The following is a 6905-nucleotide window of genomic DNA, read 5'->3' on the forward strand; positions in this document are numbered from 1 at the left end:
GATGCCTGGAATACCTTTGGAACATGGCCTTGCGGTAGCAGGCGTCCTGTTCTGCCTCGGTCTGGTTGGACTGATGGTTCGCCGTAACATTCTCTTCGTATTGATGAGTCTGGAAATCATGATGAACGCTGCTGCACTGGCGTTCATCGTTGCCGGTGCACGCTGGGCGCAACCGGATGGACAGGTCATGTTCATTCTGGTGATCACCCTGGCAGCAGCCGAGGCCAGTATTGGCCTGGCGATCCTGCTGCAGCTGTATCGCCGCTTCCACACGCTTGATATCGATGCTGCCAGTGAGATGCGCGGATGAACCTTCTCTTTCTGACTTTCGTATTCCCCCTGATCGGCTTTTTGCTGCTGTCGTTCTCCCGTGGACGCTTCAGCGAAAACCTCTCGGCCCTGATCGGCGTTGGCTCCATCGGCCTGTCGACCCTTGTGGCCGCGTACGTGATCTGGCAATTCAACGTCTCGCCGCCTGAAGGCGGTCACTACACGCAAGTGCTGTGGCAGTGGATGGCGGTGGGTGAGTTCAAGCCGAACTTCGCCCTGTACCTGGACGGTCTGTCCGTCACCATGCTCGGCGTGGTGGTCGGTGTAGGCTTCCTGATCCACATCTTTGCCTCGTGGTACATGCGCGGTGAAGACGGCTACTCGCGCTTCTTCGCTTACACCAACCTGTTTATCGCCAGCATGCTGTTCCTGATCCTGGCCGATAACCTGCTGTTCGTGTACTTCGGCTGGGAAGGCGTGGGCCTGTGCTCCTACCTGTTGATCGGTTTCTACTACAGCAACCGCAACAACGGTAACGCCGCACTCAAAGCGTTCATCGTGACCCGCATCGGCGACGTGTTCATGGCCATCGGCCTGTTCATTTTGTTCCAGCAATTGGGCACGTTGAACATTCAGGAGCTGCTGGTTCAGGCACCGCTCAAGTTCCAGGCCGGCGATTTCTGGATTGTACTGGCGACCCTGATGCTGCTGGGTGGTGCGGTCGGTAAATCGGCGCAGCTGCCCCTGCAAACCTGGCTGGCAGACGCCATGGCCGGCCCGACGCCGGTGTCGGCACTGATTCACGCCGCTACCATGGTGACCGCAGGTGTTTACCTGATCGCGCGTACCCACGGCCTGTTCACACTAGCGCCTGAAGTGCTGCATCTGGTGGGCATCGTGGGAGGTGTGACACTGGTACTGGCCGGTTTTGCGGCACTGGTGCAAACCGACATCAAACGTATCCTCGCCTACTCCACCATGAGCCAGATCGGCTACATGTTCCTCGCCTTGGGCGTCGGAGCATGGGATGGCGCGATTTTCCACCTGATGACCCACGCCTTCTTCAAGGCATTGCTGTTCCTTGCTTCGGGTGCGGTGATTGTTGCCTGCCACCACGAGCAGAACATCTTCAAGATGGGCGGTCTGTGGAAGAAACTGCCACTGGCTTACATCAGCTTCATCGTCGGCGGCGCGGCCTTGTCTGCACTGCCTCTGCTGACCGCAGGCTTCTACTCCAAAGACGAAATTCTTTGGGAAGCATTCGCCAGCGGCAACAACGAGTTGCTGTACGCCGGTCTGGTGGGTGCCTTCATGACTTCGCTGTACACCTTCCGCCTGATCTTCATCACCTTCCACGGTGAAGCCAAGACACAAGCCCATGCAGGCCATGGTGTGTCGTACTGGCTGCCACTGAGTGTACTGATCGTCCTGTCGACCTTTATCGGCGCCATGATCACGCCTCCACTGGCGGGTGTACTGCCACAAAGCGTTGGCCATGCCGGCGGCGAAGCCAAGCACAGCCTGGAAATCGCCTCGGGTGCCATCGCATTGGCGGGTATCCTGCTGGCCGCCCTGCTTTACCTGGGCAAGCGTCGTTTCGTGACGGCTGTGGCCAACAGCGGTATTGGTCGCTTCCTGTCGGCCTGGTGGTTTGCTGCATGGGGCTTCGACTGGCTGTACGACAAACTGTTCGTCAAACCGTACCTGTTGATCTGCCGCCTGCTGCGCAAAGACCCTCTGGATCAGACCATCGGTCTGGTACCTAAGATGGCCAAGGCCGGGCACAACGCCCTGAGCCGCAGCGAAACCGGTCAACTGCGTTGGTACGCTGCTTCCATGGCTGCCGGTGCGGTACTGGTCATGGGCGCCATCGTACTGGTAGCGGTCTGATATGAACCTTCGACATTGCGAAAGGAATTGAGCCCGTCATGATTCTGCCTTGGCTAATCCTGATCCCCTTTATCGGCGGCCTGCTGTGCTGGCTGGGTGAGCGCTTCGGCGCCACCTTGCCACGCTGGATTGCGTTGCTGACCATGTCCCTTGAACTTGCGCTCGGCCTCTGGCTGTGGGCGCACGGGGACTACCACTTGGCACCTAACCCGGGCGCAGCCCCGGCCTGGGCGCTTGAGTTCCAGCACACCTGGATCGAACGCTTCGGCATCAGCGTGCACTTGGCGCTCGATGGCCTGTCCCTGCTGATGATCTTGCTCACCGGCTTGCTCGGTGTGCTGTCGGTCTTGTGCTCCTGGAAAGAAATCCAGCGTCACGTGGGCTTCTTCCACCTGAACTTGATGTGGATCCTGGGCGGTGTGGTCGGCGTGTTCCTCGCCATCGACCTGTTCATGTTCTTCTTCTTCTGGGAAATGATGCTGGTGCCGATGTACTTCCTCATCGCGCTCTGGGGTCACAGTTCATCGGACGGTAAGAAAACCCGCATTTACGCAGCGACCAAGTTCTTCATCTTCACTCAGGCTTCCGGCCTGATCATGCTGGTGGCGATCCTCGGTCTGGTGCTGGTCAACTTCAATGAAACCGGCGTGCTGACCTTCAGCTATGCCGAGTTGCTGAAAACCAAGATGTCACTCACTACCGAGTACATTCTGATGCTCGGCTTCTTTATTGCCTTTGCCGTGAAACTGCCGGTTGTACCGTTTCACTCCTGGTTACCGGATGCTCACGCACAAGCGCCGACTGCAGGCTCGGTCGACCTGGCCGGTATCTTGCTGAAAACCGCGGCGTATGGTTTGCTGCGTTTCGCCCTGCCCCTGTTCCCGAACGCTTCGGCCGAATTCGCGCCGATTGCCATGACCCTGGGTCTGATCGGGATTTTCTACGGCGCATTCCTCGCTTTCGCACAAACCGATATCAAGCGTCTGATCGCTTTTTCCAGTGTTTCCCACATGGGCTTCGTACTGATCGGGATTTACTCCGGCAGCCTGCTGGCTCTGCAAGGCGCTGTGATCCAGATGCTGGCGCACGGTGTATCGGCGGCGGCGCTGTTTATTCTCAGCGGTCAGCTGTACGAGCGCCTGCACACCCGTGACATGCGTGAAATGGGCGGTTTGTGGTCGAAGATCGCCTACCTGCCGGCCATTAGCCTGTTCTTTGCTGCCGCGTCGCTGGGCTTGCCGGGCACCGGTAACTTTGTCGGCGAGTTCCTGATCCTGATTGGCTCGTTTGCCAGCTTCCCTTGGGTCACGGCGATTGCCACGACCGGCCTGGTGTTTGGCTCGGTCTACTCGTTGATCATGATTCACCGCGCCTACTTCGGCCCTTCCAAGTCGGACGCCGTACTGGCCGGCATGGACGCACGTGAAATGATCATGGTGCTCGGTCTGGCGGTATTGCTGATTTTCATCGGCGTGTACCCGCAACCGTTCCTCGACACCTCTGCTGCGACCATGAATGGCGTGCAGCAATGGCTCGGCACCGCCTTCACTCAACTCGCTTCGGCCCGGTAAGAGCGCTATGGAATTCACGATCCAACACTTTATCGCGCTTGCTCCACTGTTGATTACCAGCATCACCCTCGTTGTGGTGATGCTGGCAATCGCGTGGCGCCGCAACCACTCACAGACCTTCCTGCTCTCGGTAGCGGGTCTCAACCTGGCACTGCTGTCGATCTTCCCGGCGTTGAAAGTCGCTCCATTGGCCGTCACTCCGCTGTTGATGCTGGACAACTTTGCTTACCTGTATATCGGGCTGATCCTGGTCGCGACCCTGGCCTGCGTGACACTTGCGCATGCCTATCTGGGTGAAGGCGGTACAGGTTACCCGGGCAACCGCGAAGAGCTTTACTTATTGATGCTGCTGGCAGCGTCGGGCGGTCTGGTACTGGTCAGCGCACAACACCTGGCAGGCCTGTTCATCGGTCTGGAACTGCTCTCGGTCCCTGTCTACGGGCTCGTGGCCTATGCCTTTTTCAACAAACGTTCACTGGAAGCCGGCATCAAATACATGGTGCTGTCGGCCGCTGGTTCAGCGTTCCTGTTGTTTGGTATGGCCTTGCTCTACGCAGAAGCCGGCAGCCTGAGCTTCAGCGGCATCGGCCATGCGTTGGCCGCTACCGGTGCTCCGAGTGCCATCGCGCAGCTCGGTTTGGGGATGATGCTGGTCGGTCTGGCGTTCAAGCTGTCGCTGGTGCCTTTCCACCTCTGGACGCCGGACGTGTACGAAGGCGCTCCGGCGCCCGTAGCGGCGTTTTTGGCGACCGCTTCGAAAGTCGCGGTATTTGCTGTGATGGTACGGTTGTTCCAGATCTCTCCTGCCGCCACCACCGGCGTCATGAGCGACGTACTGACCGTGATCGCGATTGCCTCGATCCTGTTCGGTAACTTGCTGGCACTCACGCAAACCAACCTCAAGCGTCTGCTGGGTTATTCGTCCATCGCCCACTTCGGCTACCTTCTGATTGCTCTGGTCGCCAGTAAAGGCATGGCCATGGAAGCCATCGGCGTCTACCTGATCACCTACGTACTCACCAGTCTGGGTGCGTTCGGTGTGATCACATTGATGTCCTCGCCTTACAAAGGCCGTGACGCGGACGCCCTGTATGAATACCGCGGCCTGTTCTGGCGCCGTCCGTACATGACCGCCGTACTGACGGTGATGATGCTGTCGCTGGCCGGTATTCCCCTGACCGCAGGCTTCATCGGCAAGTTCTACATCATTGCTACCGGTGTTCAGGCGCAGCAATGGTGGCTGGTGGCTTCCCTGATCCTGGGCAGTGCCATCGGCGTCTTCTACTACCTGCGTGTGATGGTCACTCTGTACCTTGTTGAACCGAAACTGCATCGCCACGATGCTCCGCTCAATTGGGAACAGCAAGCAGGCGGCGTGATGTTGCTCGCTGTGTCGGTATTGGTCTTCGTGCTGGGTGTTTACCCTCAGCCGATGCTGGAACTGGTACAACGCGCCACCCTGGGCTTGCTGGGCTAACCCCTCTCGCCCGACCCGCTACCCCGTGAAAGCCTGGCTTTCACGGGGTATTTTTTTATCAGCTGTTTATAAACAGCCCGCGAGCTGGGTAATGCCAAAATAGTTCTGAATATTGATTGCCAAAGACTCGATATTGACACTTACCTACACACTGTTAATTCACCCACGCTTAGCCATTGGCACTGCTTTCCCCTCTGCTGTTTATACCTTGCGAAACACTCAGCAACGACAGCAGCCTGCGCCTCTATACGTCCCCTTCCTGCACATACAAATTATCAAATACTTATTACAAAACTGAAAAACACGGTGCATTGACAGGTATTTTTATCCCTCATACATTCGCTGCCTCGCGAGCTTCCTGCCTTAGAAACAATAAATAAAACTGCGCACCGACTTTTAAAATACCAAAGGAAAATGACCCATGCAGACTCTTCACCAGTCCAGCGGTTATTACTCAACGACCGATGGCCACCAGTTGTATTGGGAACGACATGGAAACCTCGGCGGCGAACCCGTTTTCTTTATTCACGGCGGACCCGGCGGAAGCTGTAATGAAAAACATCTGCTGTTCTTTGATCTTAAGCACGTTGATGTCGTTTTATTTGATCAACGGGGCTGCGGGCGCTCCACGCCCCAAGGGCGACTAACGGATAACAATACGGATGCACTGGTTCAAGACATAGACGCTCTGCGCCATTACTTTGGATTTGAACGCCTCAGCGTGCTCGGGGTGTCATGGGGCAGTTGGCTGGCTCTGAAATATCAGCACCGGTTCAAGCATCGCGTTAACCGGTGCGTTGCTGCGTCGGTATTTGCACCTGAAGAAAAAGTGTTTAGTGCCTATGAACGGATACTCGAGCAAACCCTTGAACGTTTACCCGATGTAGGCGTGACCCTCAACCAAACCTACAAGGCGCTGTGCACAGATAGCCATGAAGCCCGCCGCGCTGCAGCGCTCAACTGGAGCAAGGCCCACCTCGCAGGGATCATGACCGATGAGCAACTGGATGACTTTGTAGACAGCTCGGCCATCGCCTCCATTCGTCTCGAACTGCACTATCACCTCAACCACTACTTCTTCACCCCTGAGGACCTGAATCTTCGAATCGGCCCCAACACGACCCTTATCCAAGGAATAGACGACCCATGCGGACTGCTGAGCATGCGCTGGCTGCAAGAGCGCTCGAGCGGCCCAAGCTTGCTGGTCAAGGCAGGCCACAATGCACTTGAGCCCACCTTACTGAGCCACATCCGACAAACACTCGCCCCATAAGGTTTTAGTAAGAAAATACTGCCTATCGCGTCGAACTCTCGCTTAATTCCTGAAATGAGTGATGAGCCCTACACAACTTAAAAAAACGCCCTGACTGTAAAAAAGCACTCTATTGACAGCCCTACAATAAACACCTCACACACTCACCCTTGTACCTACACTCAAGTTCACGCCTCCGTATTATTAAACGCCGGTCACACCCGCATTCCAGCGCCTTCCCACACCAACCGAACAGTGAATAGCACCGAACAAAAATAAACATGTACCAAAATATTAATTCGCTCGCGCAAGTTGAAACTGCGTTCATTGACAGCCAAGAATACAGGCAACTAAATTAAAAGCGCGCTTAGGCTCTGTACGTAAACCCAAGAAATACGATTTTCTGTAAAATACACCGCCATTAAAGCCAGGAGGCCAAGATGGC

General features: G+C 56.3%; 5 protein-coding genes. All 5 read left to right on the forward strand.

The window, feature by feature from the left end:
• Position 1 precedes the first annotated feature (1 nt).
• The 5 genes from nuoK to CJF39_RS06290 all read left to right on the forward strand — a co-directional run bounded on the left by nuoK (position 2) and on the right by CJF39_RS06290 (position 6481).
• On the forward strand, positions 2–310 hold the full coding sequence (gene nuoK, locus CJF39_RS06270; RefSeq protein WP_003446970.1) for an NADH-quinone oxidoreductase subunit NuoK: 309 nt from the start codon (positions 2–4) through the stop codon (positions 308–310).
• Entirely contained in the window at positions 307–2160 is a 1854-nt protein-coding gene (gene nuoL, locus CJF39_RS06275; RefSeq protein WP_094992623.1) for an NADH-quinone oxidoreductase subunit L, read from the forward strand. Before nuoK ends, nuoL begins: the two co-directional genes overlap by 4 nt.
• 38 nt (positions 2161–2198) lie before the next feature.
• Positions 2199–3731, forward strand: a complete 1533-nt coding sequence (nuoM, locus tag CJF39_RS06280; protein ID WP_094992624.1) for an NADH-quinone oxidoreductase subunit M — start codon at positions 2199–2201, stop codon at positions 3729–3731.
• Positions 3732–3738: 7 nt separating this feature from the next.
• On the forward strand, positions 3739–5208 hold the full coding sequence (gene nuoN, locus CJF39_RS06285) for an NADH-quinone oxidoreductase subunit NuoN (RefSeq protein ID WP_094992625.1): 1470 nt from the start codon (positions 3739–3741) through the stop codon (positions 5206–5208).
• A gap of 421 nt (positions 5209–5629) precedes the next feature.
• Positions 5630–6481, forward strand: coding sequence for an alpha/beta fold hydrolase (locus tag CJF39_RS06290; protein WP_094992626.1), 852 nt, complete (start codon positions 5630–5632; stop codon positions 6479–6481).
• Positions 6482–6905: the final 424 nt, after the last annotated feature.

The sequence above is a fragment of the Pseudomonas lundensis genome (genome assembly GCF_002269125.1).
GTDB classification, from domain to species: domain Bacteria; phylum Pseudomonadota; class Gammaproteobacteria; order Pseudomonadales; family Pseudomonadaceae; genus Aquipseudomonas; species Aquipseudomonas lundensis_A.

Excerpts from the sequence above, each read along its gene's own strand:
- nuoK (WP_003446970.1), top strand. The coding sequence starts at position 2 with ATGCCTGGAATACCTTTGGAACATGGCCTTGCGGTAGCAGGCGTCCTG.
- nuoL (WP_094992623.1), top strand. The coding sequence starts at position 307 with ATGAACCTTCTCTTTCTGACTTTCGTATTCCCCCTGATCGGCTTTTTG.
- nuoM (WP_094992624.1), top strand. The coding sequence starts at position 2,199 with ATGATTCTGCCTTGGCTAATCCTGATCCCCTTTATCGGCGGCCTGCTG.
- nuoN (WP_094992625.1), top strand. The coding sequence starts at position 3,739 with ATGGAATTCACGATCCAACACTTTATCGCGCTTGCTCCACTGTTGATT.
- CJF39_RS06290 (WP_094992626.1), top strand. The coding sequence starts at position 5,630 with ATGCAGACTCTTCACCAGTCCAGCGGTTATTACTCAACGACCGATGGC.